Raw genomic sequence first — 22,971 nt, 5'->3', positions numbered from 1 at the left:
CAAAGTTTAAAATTAAAAGGTTTAAGTTATTTTCAGTTTTTTTCAAATAACACAACCGTTTCAATATGTGCTGTGTGTGGAAATTGGTCTACCAAACTTAATTTTTTAATACTATAACCAGCTTCCATTAATTGCTCTGTATCTCTTGCTTGAGTTGCAGGATTACAAGATACATAAACCAAACGTTCTGCATTTAGGTTTATTATTTTTTTAAGAGTTTTTGGTGCAATACCAGCTCTTGCAGGATCTAAGATAATGGTTCTTATTTTATTGGTGTATTCTGGGTGTTCAGTTAAGAATTTACCAACATCAGCAGCATAAAATTTTAGACCTTCTATATTATTACGCTTTGCATTTTCTTTTGCATCTTCAATAGCAGCAGCAACGATATCTACTCCAACAATTTTAGTGTTTTCAGCTTTGTTTGCTATAATTTGTCCAATAGTACCTGTTCCACAGAATAAATCAAGAACCACAGTATTATCAACAGCTTCTTTGTTTTCAAGTGCATAATCAACTACTTTAGTGTATAGTTTTTCTGCACATTTTGGGTTGGTTTGAAAAAAGCTCTTCATGCTAATTTCAAAATTTAAACCTAATAATTCTTCTACTATTTTATCGTCACCATAAACAAGAGAGATACTTCCGGTTGTAGCAATGGTTCTATCTCCAATTTCATCATTTATTGTGTGCAATAATCCAGCAACGCGATCTCCAAATAATTCTACTAAATAATTTGCGAATTTATCTAAATCAAATTTTGGTAAATCTGGTGATGTTGTTACCAAATTAAACAATAGTTGATTTGTTTTATAAGATTTTCTTACCACAAAATATCTAAAGAATCCTTCTCTTTTTGGTGCGTGCCAAGGATCTAATCCAGTTTTAATACAATAGGCTCTAATGTCTTTAAGCTGATTTTCAAATTCAGCATCAAATAAACCAGAATCGTTATTTAAGTTATCTCCGCACCACCAAGTGCCACGTTTTTTAAATCCTAAAGTAAATTCATCTACATCAGTTTTTAATTCGTGATTATAACCAATGGCAGAAAAACCATATTCCATTTTATTTCTATAATGAAACGTATTTGGTGAGGTTACAAATTCATCAAATTTATCTTCAATATCAGTGACTTTACCGATACGTTTAAATAATTGAAGTGTACTTTCTTTTTTATATTGGTGTTGTTTTTCAATAGGTAGATTAATATAAGGTGCACCAGGAATACTTTGGTAAGGCATGTCAACTTCATTTTCCGATGATTTTAAAACTTCAAAAAGTTTACCTTCAGCATATTTTTTGCTGCACTTTTTAATCTGAGTTTTTACCAATTGACCAGGTAACGTATTAGGAACGAAAACAACAAATTCGCCATGTTCATTTCTTATGCGACCAATACCTTTACCACCAAAAGCATAATCTTCGATTAAAATTTCAATGATTTCACCGCGTTTTACAAATTTATTCCGTTCTCTTTTTGGCATTTCTTATAATAATTAAGCTGCAAAGATAGGTGCAATTTTGCGAATAGTAAAGTTGAAAAGGTTGCTATTATTTCTGAGTTTATCACAAATATAAAACGGCCTAGATTTCTCTAAGCCGCTTTATTTAATTAAGGGTAACTAAGTTTAGTTCTTGTTAAACTTTTCTAAGATTTTTCCCATTTGTTTTCCGGCAGCTTCACGTCCACCTAAACCAAATGATAATACAACTGTAAGGGCAACTGTACCTAGTGTAATACCGAAAGCAAGATTTACAATTTCATCTGCAATTCCCATAGAGCGTAAACCTATTGCTAAGAAAATAGCGATGATGCTAATTTTTACAATAGAGACAACAAAAGGATTGTTTTTACTATTTAAGGCTTTTGTAAATAGGTTAGAAATAATTAAGCCAATACCTATTATTACAATTCCGAATAAGATTTTACCAGCATAAGCTAAAACCGTGTCAATAATTTCGGTCAGTTGTGTGAATTCTAATTTCTCGAAAGCTGTAAGCATTCCAAATACTACGATAAGCGCATAAGCAATGTTAGATATTAGTTTGGCAACACTTTTAGTTCCAACATATTCAGTCATGTTCATTTTGGCCACTAAACCGTCTACATTAAGGCTTTGTAATAAGTCTTTCAAAAGTTGCGCTACAAAGCGTCCCACAAATACAAATATGATGATGATAATTGTTGCAACTAATATTCTTGGGATTGCTTCAAAAAATGAGCTCAACATTGATGTTGCAGGTTCTGATATCGCTTTCATGTCTAAAATATGAAACGCAGAAATCAATAAGGGAATAAATACGAATATGAAAACTATCTTTTTAAGAATTTTTACTACGTCAAGGTTTTCAGGAAGTTTAAGTTTAGGCGTAAATTTCTTAATGGTGTCACCAGATAATTCTACCAATTCTGATACAATTGTCGCTAGCATGTAGCCAATGTAAGCCACTAAACCTGCACCAATAATATTAGGAATGTAATTTGTAAATCCGTTAAGTAAGTTTTTAATAGGATCTAATACATCTGTTAAGCCTAGTTTTCCTAAAGCTAACATAAAAACAAATATCATCACTAAAAAGTAAAGTAGTTTACCAATGAAAGAAGATAGCTTGAGTTTTGAATTTTTTAGCTTGTCATCTATGCCTGTTTTTTTTATCAGTTTTGTGGTCATTCGTTTCACAAAGCCAGCAATAAACCAGCCAATAATTAGTATTAAAACGGCTGCAATTACACCAGATAAGCTCTCTCCAAATGATGCTGTTAAATTGTTAAATAATTCTGTTAAATAGTCCATGGTTAATTAAAGTTGAATAGTTAATGTTATACAATTGAGACACTTAATGTTTTTAAAAGACACAATAAAGAGAGAAAAGTCTTTAGAATTTTAGAATTAAAAATTGAGCTAACAAGTGCGTTTATAGCTGCTCATAAGGAATTTATTTTTTTTGAAAAAAAAATATAAATCTTGTGATTTGATGTTAAAAAATGAAAACTAATTTATAAATGAAGATTAATATTTAGTAATTTGCAGTTTCTTAGGGATGATTTCTTTCCCACGCTGAATTTTCGGATACTTCGAAAGGATAAAGGTAGATAAGGAATGGATATTTTATTCATTTATTAAATTATTTTTAAAATGGCTGTTTTAGACCAATTAACGTCGCAAGAAGCGATAGATTTAGAAAACAAGTATGGTGCACACAATTACCATCCACTACCTGTAGTATTGAGTAGAGGAGAAGGTGTTTTTGTTTGGGATGTAGAAGGTAAGAAGTATTACGATTTTCTTTCAGCATATTCTGCAGTAAACCAAGGACATTGTCATCCAAAAATTGTTGGAGCAATGACTGAGCAAGCAAAAACCTTAACGTTAACATCTAGAGCATTTTATAATGACATGTTAGGTAAGTTTGAAAAATATGCTACTGAGACCTTTCATTTCGATAAACTGCTACCAATGAATACAGGAGCAGAAGCTGTAGAAACGGCTTTGAAACTTTGTAGAAAATGGGCTTATGAGGTTAAAGGCATTGATGAAAATGAAGCTGAAATTGTAGTTTGTGAAAATAACTTTCACGGAAGAACAACAACTATAATTTCTTTTAGTAACGATCCTGTGGCTCGTAAAAACTTTGGGCCATATACTAATGGTTTCATAAAAATAGAATACGATAATTTAGAAGCTTTAGAGACTACTTTAAAAGTTAATCCTAATGTTGCAGGTTTCTTAGTAGAACCAATTCAAGGTGAAGCCGGAGTTTATGTGCCAAGCGAAGGTTATTTAGCCAAAGCAAAAGCTTTATGCAAAAAATATAATGTATTATTTATTGCAGACGAAGTACAAACTGGTATTGCAAGAACAGGTCGTTTATTGGCAACTTGCGGTAACTGTAGTTGTGCAGATAAGCATTGTTCTGGTACACCAGAAGTTAAAGCCGATATTTTAATTTTAGGTAAAGCCTTATCTGGAGGAGCCTATCCTGTGTCTGCGGTTTTAGCAAATAATGACATAATGGATGTTATAAAACCAGGAAACCACGGAAGTACATTTGGTGGAAATCCTGTTGCTGCTGCAATTGGTATGGCTGCATTAGAAGTTATAAAAGATGAAAAATTAGCAAATAATGCACAAGAATTAGGCGAATTATTTAGAGCAGAATTATCTAAATTCATTGAAACGAGTTCTATCGTTAATGGTGTAAGAGGTAAAGGCTTGTTAAATGCCATTTTAATTAACGATACAGAAGAAAGTGAAACCGCTTGGAATATTTGTATGAAGCTAAGAGATAATGGTTTATTAGCAAAACCAACGCATGGTAACATTATCCGTTTTGCACCACCTCTAGTAATGACTAAAGAACAGTTGTTAGATTGTGTGGGTATTATTACAAAAACTTTAAAAGAGTTTGAGAAGTAATATTTATTTCAATTTATATTATAAAAAAAAGCGATTTTCAATTAAGAAAATCGCTTTTTTATTGGTTTAGAAACACTACTGATTTTGTTGCATTTCTTCAATCATTTCCATGTATTGTGACATCATTTCTTCATACTGACCAGTAGAAAGTAGGTAAATATAAATACCTAAAATGATTACACTCAATACCAATGAAATTATCGCAATAATTTTGGCTGTTTTAACTTGGCTGAAATTGCTGTACAATTCAGGGTTTTCAGCATACGTTTTTTCGTCTTTGTTGGTTAAGAATAATGCAATACCAGATAGTATAACTCCTCCAATTCCACTAGTGCAACAGCAACCAATTAATGAGAGAATAGCGAGTACTAAACTAATAGTAGCATTAGGTAATTTTTGATTTTCCATAAAGTGTTATTTAAAATAAAGTTTAAGTAAAAAGCTGCCAATAATAATGGCAACGTTGGCTACTGCCAATATAGTAATAATTTTAGTGCCAGATTTATAGTTTTTAAAACTATTGATAATAATAAATCCAAAAAGTGCGATAATAGAATAGATGGCAGGATACATAATAAAGGCATCTACAAACTGACCTTTAAGGATTAACGCCACAGAACGCTGAAGCCCACAGCCCATACACTCAAAACCTAAATATTTTTTATTTAGGCAAGGCAGCATATAATCTTCTATTCCTTTTATAAGTATTAACATTACGCTAAATTAATAATTTGATAAATATTAAAGCAATTACAACAAATAATTTTTCTAAACCTTATTTTTGTATTTCGCATTAATTACTGAATTATGAATATTTCTAGAACTATAAATTTTATTTGCATCTTAGTAGGTGGCTTAATAGCCTTTTATGCTAATGCTGAACAAGAAAAAAACACCTATTTATTAATCGGAGGTATTTTATTATTGGTGTTTGGAGTGTATAGAACATCTAGAAATATACCAAGTAAGTTTGATAAAGAAGAAGAATCGTTTATTAAAACAGAAAAAGAAGATGAAGTTTAAGATAGGAGATGCTGTTGAAACCATAGACGATGATATTTCGGGAATTATTACAAAAATTTCAGAAAATACAATTACAGTAGAAGATAGTGATGGCTTCGATTTACAGTTTGACGCCAAAGAACTCATGATTTGTGCATCTGGTAATAGTTTTGCAAATGCAGTTTATGATACAGATATAGAAGCCGTAAAACGAGAAAAGGAAACTAAGAAAAGAAAAAACGTTACAACGGTTAAACCAAAAGAACGACATGCACCAAAGTTTGAAGTTGATCTACATATTCATCATTTAACAAAATCGTCTAGAGGGATGTCTAATTTTGATATGCTGAATTTGCAATTAGATACAGCGAGAGGACAATTAGAATTTGCGATGCGAAAACGTATTCCTAAAATTGTATTTATACATGGAGTAGGAGAAGGAGTGCTTAGACAAGAATTAGAAACTCTTTTTGGTCGTTATAATAATGTACAGTTTTATGATGCAGATTACAAAACTTATGGATTAGGTGCCACAGAGGTTAGGATTCTTCAAAATGTAGAACCTTAGTTGTATTAATCTGCAACAACTTGTGGGTCTAAGTCTTCTATCGTTGTTGTTAAGGTTCCAAAATTAATTTCAGTAGCTCTAAAGATGGTTAAATCAGTATCTTTAACTACAAAAGTCGTTTCTACGGTTCTTGTATACACTTTCTCAAAAGCATTGTAATCTTCAAAAGTATAGGCTGTATTTTCTGCATTATTTAGATAAAGCAGCACAAGAACTCCGTTGACAGCTACGCGATCATCGCCAGGACCATTTGCACCATTGGCATCTTCTAATCTGGTAGGAATGAAGTCACCATCGTCATCAGCATCTAAGTAATCTGGTATATCATCTCCGTTTGTTAAATCCGCATCTGTATTCATTGGGTTAGTTGTTGGGTCATCATCACCATCACTATTATCAATTTCATTTTCGGTTAATACATTGTCACCATCATCATCTATATCTAAATAATTTGGTATACCATCTCCATCAGTGTCTAAAGAGTCTCTATAAATACCATCTTCATCAGGTAGTCCGGCAACACCTTCAAATGCTGTAGGTACTCCATCATTATCATCATCTACATAGGTAGAGGTTACTTCAACAGTTCCAGAACCAGCTTCATAGTCTTCTTGTATGGTTAAATTAGAAGGAGCAACTACAGCACAAATATCGTCGGCACTTAATTCTCTATTGTAAGTTCTGTATATAAAACGAATAGTACTTTCGTCAATGGTTAATTCTTCAGGTGTGCCTACTGTTGTTGCGGATGTAAATAAAGCATCATTAGCAGTAGATTTTGGAAATATTAAAATAAGAGCTTCACTAGGATCTTCACGTGTGTCGTAAATAAGATGGTCATCTTCAAAATTATCACATCGCTCTAATTCTTCATCAAATACTAAGTCAACAGTTAAAATATCACCATCATCACAAGCGACTAAAAAGACCAAACAAAAAAGGATATAAAAACGACGTACCATAGATTCAATTTTAAGCAAAAATAAAGGATTTGTAAAATTATAACGCTCCATTAACTAAATAATTTTATTTACAATATTTTTGCGATATGAAATGGGAGTGTTTAACGTTTATCATTTAAAATAATGATGGAATGGCAGACCGTTTATGACGATTGAAAAACAATACATATAACACATGAAACAAGTTTATTTAGATAACGCAGCAACCACAGCAATACGGCCAGAAGTTATAGAGCGTATGACGCAAGTGTTGAGAGATAGCTACGGAAATGCATCTTCTACACACAGTTTTGGGCGTTCGTCTAAAGCGCTTTTAGAGCAATGTAGAAAAAACATAGCGTCTTATTTTAATGTGTCTGCTTCCGAAATTGTGTTTACGTCAGGAGGTACTGAGGCTGATAATCTAGCACTACGAAGTGCCGTTAGAGATTTAGGCGTTACGGTGATTATTACATCAAAAATAGAACATCATGCCGTTTTACATACTGCAGAACAGTTACAAAAAGAGTATAATATTGAAGTAAAGTATGTTGATTTAGATGATTGTGGTTTAATTGATTATTCGCATTTACAACACTTATTACAATCTAGTCATAAAGCTATAGCGAGTTTAATGCATATTAATAATGAGGTTGGTAATATTTTAGATATTGAGCGTGTTGCAACCCTCTGTAAATCTAATAATGCATTATTTCATACAGATACTGTGCAATCCATTGGTCATTATAAAATTGATTTAAAAACGACTCCAATAGACTTTTTAGCAGCAAGTGCTCATAAATTTCATGGACCTAAAGGAGTTGGTTTTTGCTTTATAAGAAAAGAATCAGGATTGAAACCCTTAATTTTTGGAGGAGAGCAAGAACGAGGTTACAGAGCAGGTACAGAATCCATACATAATATTGTTGGCTTAGACGAAGCTTTAAGAATAGCCTATGCTAATTTGGAAGATGATAAAAAATATGTATCAGAATTAAAAGATTACTTTATTCAACAAATAGAAGCTCATTTACCAAAGACAAGCTTTAATGGTGGTTGTTTAGATAGTATAAATAGCACGTACACATTGGTTAATGTCTGTTTACCAATAGCACCAGAAAAAGCTGGAATGTTGCAATTTCAACTCGATTTAAAAGGTATAGCTTGTTCTAAAGGTAGTGCTTGCCAAAGTGGTAGTAACCAACAATCGCATGTGCTGACAGAAATTTTAAATGATGAGAAATTGAAACAACCATCAGTCCGTTTCTCCTTCAGTATCTATAATACTAAAGAAGAATTGGATTATGTGGTTAATGTTTTAAAGGCATTTGTTAGTGCTTAACAAGTATCTTTTGAGACTTTAAATTGGTGCTAGATTTCGTTGCTACTTTTACAATGTAAGCACCATCACTTATAGATACCGTAGAAAGATTGTAATGATCTAGAACATTATCAATAGGTAAACTTAAGACACGTCTTCCAGAAACATCGTATAATTCTATGGTCTTAACATCTAAATTTGTTGGGTTAAGAACAGTAAGCTCTTGGTTGTTATTGTCTTGACGAATACTTAATGATGTTACATCAAATTCATTTATATCTAAAGTACCTTCAGGTGTGAATACAATTTCAAAACGGTTAGAATAATTTCCTGGCTCAATATTTAGTTCGTAGTCTAAATTTCTTAAATTAACATAAGTGTCATTCTCTAAATCGTGAATGTAGATACCTTGAGATTCATCAAAATTCTGAATATCAAAAATTCTAAAACGTAAAGGTTGTTGTTCCTCAATGTCTATTGAAATTGGAATAATTAATTCTTCAGCGAAAGGAAAAGCTTGACCATTATATATTTTTTCATCCAATGAGAAATAAGCATCTGATGGAGTAGGTTCAGAATGAATTAATTCTAACCCATAATCAAAACCAGCAGTTGCAGACTCATGAAAATTTAAAACCAATTGTCTTGTGTATTGTGCTTCATTAGCGGTAAAATCAACATTTATTCTAAAACGTTTAAAATCATCAGGTACAATGGAAAGACCATTGTCTTGGTATTGAACCCCTACGGTTTCAGTAGTGTTATCACCATTATCAGTACTGTTTCTAAAGAAATAACTGTTACCATCAGATTCTTTAGCAAATACACGATGTGCGTTTTTAGCATATACCGTTGCAGGAGTTGCAGGAGTACCAGTAACACCTTCAACCATAAAGCCTTGTCCAATTGGGATATATCTACCAGCTGATTTAGAACCATTAGTTGGTATAGCTAAAGGAAAGGTGTTGTCATCTTCGTCGTAGGTCATAAATTGTGCAGGAGTATCCGTAATTACAGTTCCTGCTGAATTAATGGTAAACGAATAATAACCTCCTCTATAATCTTGTAAAGTATGAGAGGGTACATTACCTTCTTGTTCCCAGAAAAGAAGTGTGCCTGTAATTGAAGCTTGGTTTTGTGGATCGTGAATAAACAACGCAGAATCCATAGCACTTGGGTAAGGATTACCAACTAAAGTATTTAAGCCGTTAGCCACATCATTAGTAATGGTGCCATTATTAGGTTTCCCTCTAAAATCATAGACTTGGCTACCTGTTAAACCAGTTCCGTTTCCTTTCATTGTAAAGCCAAGTCCTGGGCTAATATTTCCAGTAGCACCTACATAAACCCAATCAATATATTGATCAGCAGTTTGATACGTCCATAACCAACGATCAGAAATTGTTAAAGGTGATGCACTACCATCAAAGCCTGTGGTAAATGCAGCATCTGTACTAGATATTAATCCTGTAGCATCATCAATTAAATTTACACGTGCATTTTCATTTCCAGAAGCTGCTGAATTATTACCAATAGGTGAACACCAATAGTTATAAGACCATTGATTTACAGTACCTGTTTGATAAACGCTTAATTGGCCTGTGCCAGAATTTGTGCTTGTAGTAGTTGTAAAATCTTGAATTAACTGCGCTTCGTTTCTTAAATATATTTTACTGTCAGCGTCAGTTAAGTTAACTTCATTTGTAACATAAAGTGGTGCAACATCGGGAGCAGCAGTAAACCCATCTCCATCGACAAAAATATACGAGTTATTAGTGACGGTTAATTGAGCAAAAGCCATACTAGAGCATAGCAAAAGGCATGCTAAGAAAGAAAATTTCATGTTCTTAAATTTTAATGCTGAAGTTTAGTAGGGTAATCTAAAGCGAATTAGATAGTTACAAATCTAATGAATTATTATGTTATTAATGTACCGTACATCGAAAATTTAGGTTGTTACACTAAAAAAACTTGTAGAATTACTAAACTTTTGAATGATTTTATAATCTAGCAGATAATCTCACATTAAAAACGCGAGGTGTTAAATAGTTAGGAATTGCATATTGTCCTTTAGAGTAAACATCTCTCACCCAAGTATTAGTAATAGAGTTTTGATTGCCAAACATGTTATAGATTTCAAAACCTAAAGAGAGTTCTCTAAATGGTTTTTTCCATTTTGAAGTGTATTGTTTTTCAGGGTTTACTAATTGGTAAGAAATTCCTAAATCTGCACGTCTATAATCTCTTAAACGTAATTGATAAAGGTATTTATCTGCATAACTAGGCGAACCTCCAGGAACTCCTGTATTATAAACTAAATTTAAATACATTTTTAAGTCTGGCATATTTGGTACATAATCCTGAAACAAAGCACCAAACTTTAAACGTTGATCGGTTGGTCTTGCTATGTAGCCACGATCATCTATGTTTTCTTCGGTTTTTAAATACCCAAAACTAAACCAAGATTCTGTTCCTGGTACAAACTCTCCATTAAGTCTTAAATCTAAACCATAGGCATAGGCTTTTGCATTATTGTCTGCACTGTAGCGAATTCTAACATTCTCTAATGTGTATGGATTTACGTCAGTCATTCCCTTATAGTAGGCTTCTGTGACTAATTTAAATGGTCTATCCCAAATTTCGAAACTATACTCGTTACCCAAAACAATATGAAACGATTTTTGTGCCTTTACATTAGGTTGTACTGTACCTGAAGAATCTCTGAGTTCTCTATAAAACGGTGGTTGATAGTATAGACCAGCTGCAACTCTAAAAAGCATATCTTTTTCCCAATTTGGTTTAATGGCAAATTGCGCTCTCGGACTAATAACGGTTTGTGTTTTGCTATCTGAGATGCCATCTCCGCTAACAGCCCAACTATGAGTTCTCACACCTGCATTATAAAATACTTCATGTCCATCCCAATCAGTACGTTTACTATATTGTGCAAAAGCTTGAAATCTATTGATTTTTACAAAATTTAGTGCCTTTATGTTTTCAAAAGCCGTTAAAGGGCCAGTAAACTGATCGTAAGGTTGTGTGTTAGGTTCGCTAAAACGAGGAGGTCTAATTGAAAAACCTGCAGAATCAATAATTTCGTATTCTTCTAATCGGTCTCTAATATCTTCATGTGTATATTTTACAGACCACTCAATTGTGCTTTCATCATCAATTTTATAATCACCTCTATGTTCTGCATTTACAATAAACGCATCCAAATCGTTACGAGCATGTGTTAATTGCGACCCAATACCTTCACTAAATTCTACTTCACCTAAATTTTCATCTCCGATATTTGTATTCACTTCACCTAAACGGTATTGCGCTAATATGTCGAAGTATTCTTGCTCTGTAGTATGATAAGCAGAAGCAATTAATTTTAATGTTAAATCATCACTCGCAAAATAATTGGCTTTAAAAGCACCAAAATACGTTTGGTATTGGTCTTTTTCTTGCCCTTCATAAAAGACTAAAAGGGCTACAGGATCTTGAAGTGTACCAAAGTTAGTCTGTCTATTATTTGGTTGAAAGTTGTATTTGTTTGAGGAAATGTTTCCTAGGAAATTCAGATGAAATTTACTCGAAAAACGATAGGTTAGATACGTTTGTGCATCTGCAAATACAGGTTCTACATTACCTTCAGTCTCTAAACTATTTAATAATAAACTATTATCTCTGTATCTTACACCTGCAATACCAGAAAATTTTCCGTCTTTAGAAACGGTTTCGGCAGCAATACTACCTCCTAATAAACTAATATCTGCTCTAATACCAAAATCTACCGGATTTCTATAGGTAATATCTAAAACAGAAGATAACTTATCACCATATTTAGCTTGAAAACCTCCAGCAGAAAAATCTACATTTTGCACCATGTCTGTATTCACAAAACTCAAGCCTTCTTGATTTCCTGAACGCACAAGAAAAGGTCTATATACTTCAATTTCGTTGACGTACACTAGGTTTTCATCAAAATTTCCTCCTCTAACGGAATATTGTGTACTTAATTCGTTAGAAATATTTACTCCAGGTAATGTTTTTAAAATATTCTCAACTCCAGGTTGTGCGCCTTTTATGGTTCGTATCATTTGTGGAGAAATGGAGGTGACGCCTTCAACAGATTGTCTGGTGTTAGTATTGATGACAACAGTTGCAATTTGTTCTACATCAATCAGCATTACCGGATTATACTCTATTTCTTGTCCATTTTTAAGATTAAATTTCTGTTCTACGCGTTTGTGAGAAATGTGTGTAAATATGATGGTTACTTCTACACCAAAAGGAATTTTAAGCTCATAAAAACCATTGCTATTAGTTGCGGTTCCTTCTCCAGTGCTGGCTTTTATATTAATGCCTTCGATTGGAGTATTGCCTTCGTCTAAAATAACACCTCTTATTATAGCAGATTGTGAAAAGGATAATACACTAAAAAGTAAACTGAGTATGAGTATAAAATGTAAGCGCTTCAAATGATTTGTTTTTCTTAGTTGGTATATAATAAGATTGTGGCGTTCAATCGTATTTTACTATATGCTTATGTTAAAGACGTAATGTTTCTTTTTAGCTAGACGCGTTTATTAGCTTTATTCTAGAGTTAGAAGAAGTTTTAAGTCTGTAAATTCTATTTTCTAAAAAATGTTGCTTCAAATGTAGAACTATTTCCAACATTATCCGTTACAATTATTTTTAATTCGTTCTTAGTATCATTAACGATATTATCATTAAAATCGTGTGTTAAGGTATTTGTTTTATAATCATATTCCATTAGAATCCATTTGCCGTTAACAGTAGCTCTATATTTACTAATACCAGATAAATCATCTGTAATCTTAACTTTTAGATAGCGGTATTTACTGATCCATTTTTTATTTTGAAAATTGATTGGTGTAATTTTTGGAGGAACCGTATCTGTTGCTAAAGCATAAGTCCCTAAAGATTTACTTCGCGCACTTAAAATATTGCCTTTTCTAGTGGACGAAACATAGTAAGGTTTTTTGTAATTACCGTAAAATCTTGCAATAAAAAGTTGATCTTGATGGTCTTCTTTATAATGACTTAGGTCATAATTGATGTAAAAATTCTTTTGCATTGCAATTCTATCCTCACCTAAAAAAAGAGTGTCTGAGCTTACCTTAAAATCTATATATTCGTCATCATATAAGGTGTTTTTATAGAAATTCACTGTGATAAATCCTGAGGTTAATTTGGTTGCTTTATCACTGTAAACCAATGATTTGTTTGAAATGTCAAGATTATCTCGCACAATTGTTTCTAATTTACCCTCTACTGGTATCGTAACCCAAGATTCATTATCATGGTAATCACGTATTCTCATCTTATAAACCGAAGATGTGCTGTCTTCGACAATAACATAACCATTATCGTAAGTGTCTTTAAAAAGTGTTAAAGGATTGTTTTTTTCAATGAATAATTTCTGAATTTTAGATTTTTTACTTTTATAATAATCATAATCAACATAACGATTAATATGTTTAGCTTCCTCAAAACTAAAACGTTTAAAATCTACTTCAATACTTTTATTACCATTGAAAAAGGTTTGAATATTACTTACTCCATTATTATTAGGTGCTAAATCTAATTTATCATTAGATACAACTCCAAAACCGATAGTGCCATGAGCTTTAATCTTTTCAACTTCATAATCACCGTTTTTATTAGGAATTAGTCGTAACGGTACACGTTTATTTTTGCCATTTATTGTAGATTGATCGTCTTTTGGATAAGCAAATACAGCCGAAACATAAGGTGGTTTGGAATCTTTTACTTGCATACCAAAAAGCAATGGATTCATAGGACGTTCTTGGTTGTCTCTAATTTCGAAATGCAAATGTGGTCCGCCAGAACTGCCTGTATTTCCAGAATAAGCAATAACTTCGTTAGGTTCAACTAAAAGTTCTTCAACACCAGGAAACATCTCTACCTCAAAACTTTCTTTTTCATATTGGCACAGTTTAATATAATCTTCTAAACGTTTTGAGAATTTTTTAAGATGTCCATAAACTGTGGTGTAGCCATTAGGGTGTGTTATATAAACGGCTTTTCCATATCCAAAATGTGATACTTTAATTCTACTCACATAACCTTTAGAAGCAGAATATACTTTTAATCCTTGTTTTTGCTGCGTTTTAATATCTAGACCAGCATGGAAATGAGTAGATCGTAATTCACCAAAAGTACCAGCTAGCACTAAAGGTATATCTAGCGGATGCCTAAAATAATCTTGCGGATATTCAGATTGTGCATAAGTAGAGCAGGTAAGTAAAAGAAGGAGCAAAAATGGTTTCATACAATGGACTATTAAGCTAAAATATTAATTTGATTACGATTTTCAAATGTTAAAACCGTATTATTTTTCTTAATGGTATAGTTTATATCGATTTTGTAAAGATAATATTGCGGTAAACAGCAACTATTTTAAGGAAAGCTATTTATTCTGTTTATTTTTTTTATTCAACTTTTGGTATTAAAAGATAATAGAGAAGTTGCTTTTTTTTAGGCGAATAAGAAAAAATCTACAAGGTGGTTACAAAAATAATTGTAAAAGAATTGTGTTTTATCAATAGGTATGTTAACTTTGTTTTAATAGTATTGAATTGCTTTAATGAGTAAAATAGAAGACATTGTTGATGCGTTAGAGAATAAAATCAGTAAGATTTTACATAAGCAACAGGTTTTAAAACAAGCCAACGCTAAGCTCTCAGACCAATTAGAACAGCAGCAACAAAAGCTTTTGGAACAGCAAGAAGCAATTGCTGTTTGGGTAGAAAAATATGATACTCTTAAAATGGCAAATTCAATGCTTGGTAGTGACGAAAATAAACGAGAAACAAAGCTCAAAATAAATGCACTTATTAGAGATATTGACCATTGTATTGGGCAGCTCTCAGAATAAAGTTGTAAATTAGACATATATGTCAGAACAATTAAAAATTAAACTTTCTATTGCAAATAGAGTTTATCCGTTAACGATAAATCCGAGTCAGGAAGAAGGTTTACGAAAGGCCACAAAAAAAATTGAGGCTATGATTGGGCAATTTGAGCAGAATTACTCTGTAAGAGATAAGCAAGATGTTTTGGCCATGTGTGCCTTGCAATTTGCCGCTCAAGTAGAGCAAAAGTCAATAGAAAAAGAGTATGTAAATGAAGAGGTTCAAGAAAAGTTAGTCGCTTTAAATGAACTTTTAAATCAACATATCTAACTCGTACGTTCTTTAAAATATAAGGTTACTGCCTACATTAGTTACATTTTTTGATAAACTCAACGATCAATTCTTTAAAAAGGGTGAGTTTAAGTTGTAAAATCGTGCTGCCAGTGCTGAACTCGTTTCAGTATCTCGGGCAGATTTTTGATCAGCTTGTTAGCCCTAAACTTGTTTTAAGGAGTTTATACAAAACCGCTAGCTGATGTAGGCTTTTTTTTATACAATTTTTAGTGTTTATAGCATTAAGATTGCAATTTTCCGGTGTTAGGTTGGAAGTTTTAAATAATACCTAACGTAAATAAACTAAATAATAAACATGGACACTAACACAATTATATATATAGTTGGAGCCGTAGTATTAGGAGTAATACTAGGATATATTATAGCAAAATCTTTAGAAAAAGGTAAAGCTTCAAAAATAATTGCTGATGCAGAAAGCGAATCGCATTCTATTTTAAAACAGGCTAAATCAGATGGAGAATCTATTAAGAAAGATAAAATACTTCAAGCTAAAGAAAAATTTATTGAGTTAAAAGCAGAGCACGAAAAAGTGATTCTTTCTCGCGACAAAAAAATGGCTGAATCTGAAAAGCGTATTAGAGATAAAGAATCTCAAATCTCTAATGAGCTTAACAAGACTAAGAAATCTAATCAATCTTTAGAGGCTAAAATAAAGGATTACGATTTTAGAATGGAATTCTTAGATAAGAAGCAAGATGAAATAGAAAAAGCGCATAAAAGCCAAATAAAGCAATTGGAAGTTATCTCTGCATTATCTGCAGAAGAAGCTAAAGAGCAATTAGTAGAATCTCTTAAAGAAGAAGCTAAAACGGATGCTATGGCTTATATTCAAGATACTGTTGAGGAAGCTAAATTAACTGCACAGCAAGAAGCTAAGAAAATCATTATTAATACGATACAGCGAATAGGTACGGAAGAGGCTGTAGATAACTGTGTATCTGTATTTAATATAGAGTCAGACGATGTTAAAGGTAGAATTATTGGTAGAGAAGGTAGAAACATTAGAGCCATTGAAGCTGCTACAGGTGTTGAGATCATTGTAGATGATACACCAGAAGCTATTATTTTATCTTGTTTTGATTCAGTAAGACGTGAAATAGCACGTTTGTCTTTACATAAATTAGTTACGGATGGAAGAATTCATCCAGCGCGTATTGAAGAAATAGTAAAAAAGACAGAAAAACAGATTGAACAAGAAATTATAGAAGTAGGTAAGCGTACGGTTATCGATTTAGGAATTCATGGTTTACATCCTGAATTAATTAAAATGGTAGGTCGTATGAAATACCGTTCGTCTTACGGACAGAATTTACTGCAACACTCGCGTGAAGTAGCAAAACTTTGTGGTGTAATGGCAGCGGAATTAGGTTTAAATCCTAAGCTAGCGAAACGTGCAGGTTTATTGCATGATATTGGTAAAGTACCATCATCTGAGACAGATGTTGAAACTCCACACGCTATTTTGGGTATGCAATGGGCAGAAAAGCATGGTGAGAAACCAGAAGTTTGTAATGCCATTGGAGCACACCACGACGAGATTGAAATGACAACGTTGTTAGCGCCAATTATTCAGGTTTGTGATGCTATATCTGGAGCAAGACCAGGAGCAAGACGTCAAGTTTTAGATTCTTATATACAACGTTTAAAAGATTTAGAAGATGTAGCTTTTGGATTTACAGGTGTAAAGAAAGCTTATGCGATACAAGCAGGTAGAGAACTACGTGTTATTGTAGAAAGTGAAAAAGTAACAGACGACAGAGCAGCAAGTTTATCGTTTGAAATTTCTCAAAAAATTCAAACTGATATGACGTATCCTGGACAAGTTAAAGTAACAGTAATTAGAGAAACAAGAGCTGTTAATATTGCAAAATAAATTAGACTAACTCAATATATTAGAAAAAGGTTCTCAAGAAATTGAGAGCTTTTTTTTTGTTTCATACCTACATTGAATTCTTGAAGTGCATAATTGATTATAATTTAGTTTAAGCTGTTTTTTAGTTAAAACAAAAAAATGTTATTAATGAGTAATTTCAGGGCTTAATTCAGTTTTTTAAGATATTCACAGTCATTTTATGCATGTTGTCTTATCAATACAAGGGATTGTTGTAAATGCTTTATCTTCGCTATATAAATTATTAGGCCTAACCTTATAATTATGATGAGCATCATATTATTGATAATTTATTAATGAATCTATTTATCTATTTGGAATACAAAAAGAGTAAGTATTTCAAATAATAACAACGTAGAATTTAATACAATTATGAATAATATTGCAATAATAGGAGCAGGAACTACCGGAACTGCTGTCGCTCAACAATTATCACTAAACACAAATAATAATGTCTCTTTGTTTGTGCAAACCAAAACACAGAGTAATCATATAAATAAGGAAAATAGAAATAAAGAATATTTCCAAAATTTTAGATTAAATAAAGAAATTAATTCTGAACATAATTTTGAGTTATTAAAGAACTATGAAATTATAATCTTAACTATTCCAATCCGTCAATTTGACGATTATAAAAAAGTGTTTTCAGACATAATTGATAAAAATGCACTTATTATAAATATGTCTCGAGGCTTATTAAAGGACGGAATGACAATTCACGATTACTTTACATTTGAATTAAAATTCGAGAACTTTGTAAGTTTAAAAGGACCTTCAATTAATGTAGAAGTTATTAGAAATGCACCTACATTATTAACCTTAAGTTATAAGAATAGAAGTGATATAATTAAGGTAAAAGAAGTGTTTAAAGAGACTGTTTTTTATTTCGACTTTACAACAGATAATAATGGAGTAGAATATCTCTGTGCTTTAAATAATATCTATGCTGTTTATATGGGTAATATTGATGGTAAATTTAATTCGAGTAACACCACTTATTTTATTCTTACGCAGTGCTTTAAAGAAATTAAAATTTTATTAAAGTATCTTAAATGCGATACAAAAACGGCCAATTTAGGTTGTGGTATTGGTAATCTTTGCTTAAACTCATTATCTGATTTAAGTAGAAATAGAACATTAGGATTAATTGTAGAAAAAGGGTTTTATAATGCAGAAGATACTACAAACAATGTAGTATTAGAAGACATCAAAACGTTAAACCTTTTAAATAAAATAATAGAACCTAAGCTTAGAAAAAACTTGCCCATTTTAGATACTTTATTTGAGTTCTTTATTTTTAAAACCTCTAAAAAACTAAATGTAGATTTTTCATTATTGCTAAAAAATAAATTTAAAACAGTTTTAACCTATGGTACTTTTGACCTTTTACATTACGGTCATTTAGAAATTTTAAAGAGAGCAAAAGATTATGGTGATAAACTCATCGTTGGTCTTTCTACAGATGAGTTTAATGAAGTAAAAGGAAAAACATGTAAGTTTAATTTCAACAAAAGAAAACGATATTTAGAGTCTTTAGATTTTGTAGACTTAGTAATACCAGAAGATAATTGGGACCAAAAAGCGGAAGACGTTATTGAGCATAATATAGATTATTTTGTGATGGGTGATGATTGGAAAGACAAATTTAATTCTTTAGAGGAGCATTGTGAGGTGATATACTTGCCAAGAACTAAAGGAGTATCTACATCACAATTAAAACAATTATTGCATGGCTAATATTGAAGTTTTACATAATAAATTGTTGACGCTGTTAATAGAGATAGATACCATTTGCTCAAAGCATCATATAAAATATAGTTTATTTGCAGGCACTGTAATTGGTGCTATTCGTCATAAAGGATTTATACCATGGGATGATGATGCTGATATTGTTTTTGAAAGAAGTGAATACGATAAATTTCTAAAGGTTATACCAGCAAATTTTACAATTTCAAGTAATAATTTATGGGTAACACGGTTTGTGTCTAAGGATGATGAAAACATCTGTATAGATATTTTTGTTTTTGATAATATATCTAATTCTAAAGTATTGCAAAAGGCACAAGTGTTTGGTCTAAAGGCTATTCAAGGAACATTAAAAGGACAGGTAACAAAAGATAAAGGAATTTTTGGATTTGTTTTTACTAGCATTTTATACGTTATAGGACAATTATTTAGTAAAAATTTTAAATTGAAGATGTATTATAAATTAGCAACCTTATTTAAGAATAAGGATACGGATTATATGTTTTCTTCATTAGATAAATTTGTGTACATCGGAAAAATATTGCCTAAAACTATTCTAAACACTTATTCTAAAGTGAATTTTGAAGGCACTCCATTAATGATTTTGGATGGGTATGATTTTTACCTCAAAGAATTTTATGGTGATTATATGAAATTGCCACCAGTTGAAGACCAAAAACCTGAGCATGGTAATTTAAAATACGTTAGTGAATAGTATTCAATAATATTAGATTTTAGATTAGAGGCCAACATTTTAAATAGCTCAATCTTAATACAGAATCTGTGCACTGTGGATAACAGAACACAATATTTAGAGGTCTAAGATTAAAATCTAATCAACTCTGTTTTGTTTCTTAAAAGTCAGTGAAAATGCAGTACCTTCATTTAATTTGCTTTCCATAAGAATAACTCCTTGCAGTGCTTCTACTTGAGTTTTTGTAATATAGAGTCCAACTCCTCTAGAATCTTTTCTATCTGTACCGTGAAAGGTTTGATACATTTCAAAAATTTGATCTTTAAATTTATCCATGTCAATACCAATACCATTGTCTGATATTAGAATCTTCACAGTATCTTTTGTATGTATGGATTGAATAATTATTTGAGAATTCTTATTAGGGTCAGAGTATTTTATACTATTAGAAATTAAATTATAAAATATACTTTCTAAGTAAGAAGTATTAGTTAGTAATACTTCATCTTTTCTTAATGCATTATGGATTACAACACCTTTTTTCGAACTTTCTAATTTTAAGCTTTCTATCACTTTGTGACTGCAATCATATAGATTTACACGTTCGTTAAGTTGATGGTTATTAATTTTAGATTTAATACTAACAATATCATCTAAATCTACTATTGTAGAGCTTAACGATTTTGAAATAGATTTTAAGTGATTAATAAGTTCTTCTTTCTCATTCTCAGATTGTGCTTCATCATAAAACTCTAGGATATTTTTAAGATTTCCTATATGAGTTTTTAAATTGTGAGAAACAATATGCGTAAAACTGTATAGCCTTTTATTCTGATTTGTAATAATTTGAAGGTTTTTATTAAGCTGTCCTTCGTTCTTTTTTAAACTAGAGATGTCGGTGTGTGTACCAATAATGCGAGATGGTTTACCTTTGGCATCTTTTTCAATAATTTTTCCTTTATCTAATATCCATTTGTAACTACCATTTTTACATTTAATGCGATATTCGTTTTCATAAGTATCTATCTCGCCTTTTAGATGTGAATTAAAATTACTGTAGTATGTTTCCTTATCATCGGGATGCACTTTACTATCCCAAAATTCTGAGCTCGTTTTTAACTCGTCTTCTGCATAACCAATAATTTGCTTAGACTCTTTTGAGTAAAAAACTTTGTTTGTAGTAATATCCCAATCCCATAGACCAACATTAGAAATCTCTAATGCAATTTTGTGCTTTTGATCTTCAAAAGTTGGATTAGAAAGTCCATTTTTTTTGTAAGATTTTGACTTGTAGTTAATTAGGTTTAAGATAGGGAGTTTCATTAAATTGCAATTTGTTATAAGACACAAAAATAACGAGTTTGTCACATCTCGTATTATAATTATTCATCTATTTTCTTGGGTGAAATTTATTTAAAACATCACTTAAATGAGACCTATCTACATGCATATAAATTTCGGTAGTTGTTATGCTTTCATGGCCAAGCATCATTTGTATTGCTCTAAGGTCCGCTCCGTTTTCTAAAAGATGTGTGGCAAACGAATGTCTAAAGGTGTGCGGAGATACTGTTTTTTTTAATCCTGTTTTTTTTACCAGTTGTTTTATTATCGTAAATACCATCGCTCTGGTCAGCTTTTTTCCTTTAAAATTTAAAAAAAGCACATCTTTTGAGCTCGGTTGTATATCTATATGATTTCTAATACCAATCCAAATATTTATGTATTTCTGTGTAGAAGATCCAATGGGCACAAAACGTTGTTTGTCTCCTTTTCCTGTAACTTTAATAAAACCCTCTTCAAAAAATAAATCAGATACTTTTAATTCTATGAGTTCACTTACACGTAAACCGCAACTATAAAGAGTCTCTATAATAGCTCTATTGCGTTCACCAAGATTTACACCGTTATATTGGTAACTTAAATCTATAGCATTAATTAAGTTGTCTATATCTGTAATAGATAATGTATCTGGTAGTTTTCTGCCAATTTTGGGTGATTCAATTAAGTCTAAAGGATTTGTGGTTCTATAATTTTCAAAAATTAGATAATCAAAAAAATTGCGTAGCCCAGAAATTAAGCGTGCTTGAGATCTTGGATTTATAGATTTTGAAACCGAATATATAAAGTCTTTAACAATAGTATTATTTATAGAAATGGGAGATTCTATAATGCTATGTTCTTCAAGATATTGAATTAATTTTTTAATGTCATAACTATAATTTTCAATGGAGTTTTTAGACAAACCACGTTCTATTAAAAGGTAGTGATTATAATCCGTTATTGCTTGTTCCCATTTCATGGCTAAAAATAGCAATTAATTAAGTGATATAACACCACAAACAGGATGTAATTCACTGAGTGTTTTTATGGTATTGTTAATAACTATTAAGGTTAATGGTCTGTATAATATGTATTTGAACAAAAAAATATAAAAATTGTTAATAACTATTATTGAGGATTTTTCCTTTTGAAAATAAATTCTTAGATTGTGTCAATTAATCTTATAAACATAATCAATTATGAAAAAATTATTATTATTTGTTACAGTTGTAACTTGTGGATTTTCAAGTTTTTATGCTCAAGACATAAAGTTTGGAGTGAAAGCAGGTGTTAATGTTGCTACTCTTACTGGAGATGTAGATGATCTAACAACTAGATTTTCGCTTCATATAGGAGGTGTAGCCGAAATTCCTATAACAGACAAGCTTTCTTTTCAACCAGAATTATTGTACTCTTCTCAAGGAGCGGAGGTTGATGAAGGACTTGGTTTTGGAGGTGTAAGTTTTAACTCTAAATATAAATTAGATTATATTAATTTACCATTAATGGGAAAATATTATGTTATAGAAAATTTAGGTGTTGAGTTTGGTCCAATGATTGGTTTTTTAGTTTCTGCAAAATATGATTTAGATGGAGATTCTGGATTTGATGGTGAGTCTGATTCGGAAGATATAAAAGATCAATTTAAATCTATTGATTTTGGTTTAGCTGCTGGAGCGAGTTACAAGTTAGATTTTGGTTTAAACTTTGGAATACGTTATAACTTAGGACTTGCAGATATTAATGATATTGATGGTTCTGATAGTAAGTTGCATAATGGAGTACTACAAGTTTCTGTAGGGTATATGTTCTAGTAAAAATTT

General features: G+C 31.4%; 20 protein-coding genes and 1 other RNA gene. 11 read left to right on the top strand and 10 right to left on the bottom strand.

What is annotated here, in order from left to right:
* Window positions 1–32: 32 nt before the first annotated feature.
* Both rlmD and ACJJVO_RS07520 read right to left on the bottom strand, forming a co-directional pair.
* On the bottom strand, window positions 33–1,487 hold the full coding sequence (gene rlmD, locus ACJJVO_RS07525; protein WP_405572389.1) for a 23S rRNA (uracil(1939)-C(5))-methyltransferase RlmD: 1,455 nt from the start codon (window positions 1,485–1,487) through the stop codon (window positions 33–35).
* Between the two features lie 144 nt (window positions 1,488–1,631).
* Window positions 1,632–2,798, bottom strand: coding sequence for a mechanosensitive ion channel (locus ACJJVO_RS07520; protein ID WP_405572386.1), 1,167 nt, complete (start codon window positions 2,796–2,798; stop codon window positions 1,632–1,634).
* Window positions 2,799–3,140: 342 nt separating this feature from the next.
* On the opposite strand from ACJJVO_RS07520, the gene rocD reads away from it, so the two are divergent.
* Entirely contained in the window at window positions 3,141–4,421 is a 1,281-nt protein-coding gene (rocD, locus tag ACJJVO_RS07515; protein ID WP_405572384.1) for an ornithine--oxo-acid transaminase, read from the top strand.
* Window positions 4,422–4,496: 75 nt separating this feature from the next.
* On the opposite strand, the gene ACJJVO_RS07510 is transcribed toward rocD, so the two are convergent.
* Both ACJJVO_RS07510 and ACJJVO_RS07505 read right to left on the bottom strand, forming a co-directional pair.
* The gene (locus ACJJVO_RS07510; protein ID WP_405572382.1) at window positions 4,497–4,829 is read right to left on the bottom strand and encodes a CCC motif membrane protein; all 333 of its coding nucleotides are present in this window, start codon (window positions 4,827–4,829) and stop codon (window positions 4,497–4,499) included.
* A gap of 6 nt (window positions 4,830–4,835) precedes the next feature.
* Complete coding sequence (locus tag ACJJVO_RS07505) at window positions 4,836–5,135, bottom strand: DUF2752 domain-containing protein (protein WP_405572380.1); 300 nt, start codon at window positions 5,133–5,135, stop codon at window positions 4,836–4,838.
* Window positions 5,136–5,228: 93 nt separating this feature from the next.
* Between ACJJVO_RS07505 and ACJJVO_RS07500 the strand changes: the two genes are divergently transcribed.
* Together ACJJVO_RS07500 and ACJJVO_RS07495 are read left to right on the top strand one after the other, a co-directional pair.
* Entirely contained in the window at window positions 5,229–5,444 is a 216-nt protein-coding gene (locus tag ACJJVO_RS07500; protein ID WP_405572377.1) for a hypothetical protein, read from the top strand.
* Complete coding sequence (locus ACJJVO_RS07495; RefSeq protein WP_405572374.1) at window positions 5,434–5,991, top strand: Smr/MutS family protein; 558 nt, start codon at window positions 5,434–5,436, stop codon at window positions 5,989–5,991. Before ACJJVO_RS07500 ends, ACJJVO_RS07495 begins: the two co-directional genes overlap by 11 nt.
* Window positions 5,992–5,996: 5 nt before the next feature.
* Here ACJJVO_RS07495 and ACJJVO_RS07490 read toward each other — a convergent pair whose 3' ends face one another.
* A complete protein-coding gene (locus ACJJVO_RS07490; RefSeq protein WP_405572371.1) occupies window positions 5,997–7,004 on the bottom strand; it encodes a hypothetical protein in 1,008 nt (335 codons plus the stop codon).
* Between the two features lie 124 nt (window positions 7,005–7,128).
* Here ACJJVO_RS07490 and ACJJVO_RS07485 point away from each other — a divergent pair, with 124 nt between their 5' ends.
* A complete protein-coding gene (locus ACJJVO_RS07485) occupies window positions 7,129–8,274 on the top strand; it encodes a cysteine desulfurase family protein (RefSeq protein WP_405572369.1) in 1,146 nt (381 codons plus the stop codon).
* Here the strand turns inward: ACJJVO_RS07485 and ACJJVO_RS07480 are convergent.
* From ACJJVO_RS07480 to ACJJVO_RS07470, 3 genes are all read right to left on the bottom strand, one after another.
* Window positions 8,264–10,096 (bottom strand): T9SS type A sorting domain-containing protein, encoded by a 1,833-nt coding sequence (locus tag ACJJVO_RS07480; protein ID WP_405572367.1) that lies wholly within the window; start codon window positions 10,094–10,096, stop codon window positions 8,264–8,266. The genes ACJJVO_RS07485 and ACJJVO_RS07480 overlap by 11 nt on opposite strands.
* A 157-nt stretch (window positions 10,097–10,253) precedes the next feature.
* Window positions 10,254–12,722, bottom strand: a complete 2,469-nt coding sequence (locus ACJJVO_RS07475) for a TonB-dependent receptor (protein WP_405572364.1) — start codon at window positions 12,720–12,722, stop codon at window positions 10,254–10,256.
* A 152-nt stretch (window positions 12,723–12,874) separates the two neighbouring features.
* Window positions 12,875–14,560 carry a M23 family metallopeptidase gene (locus ACJJVO_RS07470; RefSeq protein ID WP_405572361.1) on the bottom strand — a complete coding sequence of 562 codons (1,686 nt, stop codon included), beginning with the start codon at window positions 14,558–14,560 and terminating at the stop codon, window positions 12,875–12,877.
* Window positions 14,561–14,875: 315 nt separating this feature from the next.
* On the opposite strand from ACJJVO_RS07470, the gene ACJJVO_RS07465 reads away from it, so the two are divergent.
* From ACJJVO_RS07465 to ACJJVO_RS07440, 6 genes are all read left to right on the top strand, one after another.
* On the top strand, window positions 14,876–15,166 hold the full coding sequence (locus ACJJVO_RS07465) for a hypothetical protein (RefSeq protein WP_405572358.1): 291 nt from the start codon (window positions 14,876–14,878) through the stop codon (window positions 15,164–15,166).
* A 19-nt stretch (window positions 15,167–15,185) separates the two neighbouring features.
* Window positions 15,186–15,473: a cell division protein ZapA gene (locus ACJJVO_RS07460; RefSeq protein WP_115817654.1), complete on the top strand. Its 288-nt coding sequence runs from the start codon at window positions 15,186–15,188 to the stop codon at window positions 15,471–15,473.
* 57 nt (window positions 15,474–15,530) lie between these two features.
* Window positions 15,531–15,660, top strand: a non-coding RNA gene (gene ssrS, locus ACJJVO_RS07455) — 6S RNA.
* Window positions 15,661–15,792: 132 nt separating this feature from the next.
* Window positions 15,793–17,370: a ribonuclease Y gene (gene rny / locus ACJJVO_RS07450; RefSeq protein ID WP_405572355.1), complete on the top strand. Its 1,578-nt coding sequence runs from the start codon at window positions 15,793–15,795 to the stop codon at window positions 17,368–17,370.
* A 390-nt stretch (window positions 17,371–17,760) separates the two neighbouring features.
* Window positions 17,761–19,125, top strand: a complete 1,365-nt coding sequence (gene tagD / locus ACJJVO_RS07445; RefSeq protein ID WP_405572352.1) for a glycerol-3-phosphate cytidylyltransferase — start codon at window positions 17,761–17,763, stop codon at window positions 19,123–19,125.
* A complete protein-coding gene (locus tag ACJJVO_RS07440) occupies window positions 19,118–19,849 on the top strand; it encodes a phosphorylcholine transferase LicD (protein WP_405572349.1) in 732 nt (243 codons plus the stop codon). The genes tagD and ACJJVO_RS07440 overlap by 8 nt, the downstream gene beginning before the upstream one ends.
* 117 nt (window positions 19,850–19,966) lie before the next feature.
* Here ACJJVO_RS07440 and ACJJVO_RS07435 read toward each other — a convergent pair whose 3' ends face one another.
* Window positions 19,967–21,151: a PAS domain-containing protein gene (locus ACJJVO_RS07435; RefSeq protein ID WP_405572346.1), complete on the bottom strand. Its 1,185-nt coding sequence runs from the start codon at window positions 21,149–21,151 to the stop codon at window positions 19,967–19,969.
* Window positions 21,152–21,218: 67 nt separating this feature from the next.
* Entirely contained in the window at window positions 21,219–22,127 is a 909-nt protein-coding gene (xerA, locus tag ACJJVO_RS07430) for a site-specific tyrosine recombinase/integron integrase (RefSeq protein ID WP_405572343.1), read from the bottom strand.
* A gap of 220 nt (window positions 22,128–22,347) precedes the next feature.
* Here xerA and ACJJVO_RS07425 point away from each other — a divergent pair, with 220 nt between their 5' ends.
* Complete coding sequence (locus ACJJVO_RS07425) at window positions 22,348–22,962, top strand: porin family protein (RefSeq protein ID WP_405572340.1); 615 nt, start codon at window positions 22,348–22,350, stop codon at window positions 22,960–22,962.
* Window positions 22,963–22,971 lie beyond the last annotated feature (9 nt).

Source organism: Winogradskyella sp. Asnod2-B02-A (assembly GCF_045063645.1).
In the GTDB taxonomy this organism is placed as follows: Bacteria; Bacteroidota; Bacteroidia; order Flavobacteriales; family Flavobacteriaceae; genus Winogradskyella.
This window is presented reverse-complemented; position numbering and strand designations above follow the sequence as displayed.

Excerpts from the sequence above, each read along its gene's own strand:
- rocD (WP_405572384.1), top strand. The coding sequence starts at position 3,141 with ATGGCTGTTTTAGACCAATTAACGTCGCAAGAAGCGATAGATTTAGAA.
- ACJJVO_RS07520 (WP_405572386.1), bottom strand. The coding sequence starts at position 2,798 with ATGGACTATTTAACAGAATTATTTAACAATTTAACAGCATCATTTGGA.
- ACJJVO_RS07465 (WP_405572358.1), top strand. The coding sequence starts at position 14,876 with ATGAGTAAAATAGAAGACATTGTTGATGCGTTAGAGAATAAAATCAGT.
- ACJJVO_RS07495 (WP_405572374.1), top strand. The coding sequence starts at position 5,434 with ATGAAGTTTAAGATAGGAGATGCTGTTGAAACCATAGACGATGATATT.
- ACJJVO_RS07485 (WP_405572369.1), top strand. The coding sequence starts at position 7,129 with ATGAAACAAGTTTATTTAGATAACGCAGCAACCACAGCAATACGGCCA.
- ACJJVO_RS07480 (WP_405572367.1), bottom strand. The coding sequence starts at position 10,096 with ATGAAATTTTCTTTCTTAGCATGCCTTTTGCTATGCTCTAGTATGGCT.
- xerA (WP_405572343.1), bottom strand. The coding sequence starts at position 22,127 with ATGAAATGGGAACAAGCAATAACGGATTATAATCACTACCTTTTAATA.
- ACJJVO_RS07500 (WP_405572377.1), top strand. The coding sequence starts at position 5,229 with ATGAATATTTCTAGAACTATAAATTTTATTTGCATCTTAGTAGGTGGC.
- ACJJVO_RS07440 (WP_405572349.1), top strand. The coding sequence starts at position 19,118 with ATGGCTAATATTGAAGTTTTACATAATAAATTGTTGACGCTGTTAATA.
- rlmD (WP_405572389.1), bottom strand. The coding sequence starts at position 1,487 with ATGCCAAAAAGAGAACGGAATAAATTTGTAAAACGCGGTGAAATCATT.
- ACJJVO_RS07435 (WP_405572346.1), bottom strand. The coding sequence starts at position 21,151 with ATGAAACTCCCTATCTTAAACCTAATTAACTACAAGTCAAAATCTTAC.
- ACJJVO_RS07510 (WP_405572382.1), bottom strand. The coding sequence starts at position 4,829 with ATGGAAAATCAAAAATTACCTAATGCTACTATTAGTTTAGTACTCGCT.
- ACJJVO_RS07490 (WP_405572371.1), bottom strand. The coding sequence starts at position 7,004 with ATGGAGCGTTATAATTTTACAAATCCTTTATTTTTGCTTAAAATTGAA.
- ACJJVO_RS07505 (WP_405572380.1), bottom strand. The coding sequence starts at position 5,135 with ATGTTAATACTTATAAAAGGAATAGAAGATTATATGCTGCCTTGCCTA.
- rny (WP_405572355.1), top strand. The coding sequence starts at position 15,793 with ATGGACACTAACACAATTATATATATAGTTGGAGCCGTAGTATTAGGA.
- tagD (WP_405572352.1), top strand. The coding sequence starts at position 17,761 with ATGAATAATATTGCAATAATAGGAGCAGGAACTACCGGAACTGCTGTC.
- ACJJVO_RS07425 (WP_405572340.1), top strand. The coding sequence starts at position 22,348 with ATGAAAAAATTATTATTATTTGTTACAGTTGTAACTTGTGGATTTTCA.
- ACJJVO_RS07460 (WP_115817654.1), top strand. The coding sequence starts at position 15,186 with ATGTCAGAACAATTAAAAATTAAACTTTCTATTGCAAATAGAGTTTAT.
- ACJJVO_RS07470 (WP_405572361.1), bottom strand. The coding sequence starts at position 14,560 with ATGAAACCATTTTTGCTCCTTCTTTTACTTACCTGCTCTACTTATGCA.